At 72.9% G+C, this 591-nt stretch carries 1 pseudogene; it reads right to left on the bottom strand.

Features of this window, described 5'->3' with window-relative positions:
* Positions 1-445 (bottom strand): annotated as a pseudogene (locus G6021_RS17410) (folate-binding protein); the annotation flags it as partial.
* Between the last annotated feature and the right edge of the window lie 146 nt (positions 446-591).

The following is a 591-nucleotide window of genomic DNA, read 5'->3' as shown; positions in this document are numbered from 1 at the left end:
GGTCGGCGGCCTCCGGAGTGGCGTCTGCCCAGAAGACCATCCGGGTCAGGAACGTGAGCAGGGCCGCGCCCCGGCCGGGCTCGGTGTCCATGACGAGTGTCCCGTCGACGTCGGAGAGCACCACGTGGTGCTCCACCCGACCGTTGGCGTCCAGGATCAGCGTCTCGCCACCGGAGCGGTCCTCCAGTTCGGACACGTGCTGGGAGACGAAGCCCTCGAGCCAGCTCAGCCGCTCGCCACCGCCGATGGTCAGCACGTCGCGGTGGGAGCGGTCGACGACCACCACGGAGGTGGTGGCCGTGCGCTGCTCACCGAAGGGGTCGCCGTAGTGGAACGGGACCCCGGCGTCCGGGCCGGGACCCGGGGTGTCCACGGCGCCGGGACGGGTCAGGATCGGGCTGTGGTAGCCATTGTCGGTCCGGTCGGGCACAGCTGGGACGGTCACGATCGCGATCCTACGTGCGTCGTCGTAGTGTTGCCGCCATGGGCACTGCGGCGGGAGAAGGAGCGGACCGGGCGACGGACCGGGGGGCGGACGCGCGGGTGGTCGTCCTGGTCGCCGGCGGGCCGGACGGCCCACGCCCCCGGGTG

This window comes from Dietzia sp. CW19 (assembly GCF_014145265.1).
GTDB classification, from domain to species: Bacteria; Actinomycetota; Actinomycetes; order Mycobacteriales; family Mycobacteriaceae; genus Dietzia; species Dietzia natronolimnaea.
The sequence above is the reverse complement of the archived record's forward strand: the minus strand, read 5'-3'. Positions and strand labels throughout refer to the sequence as shown.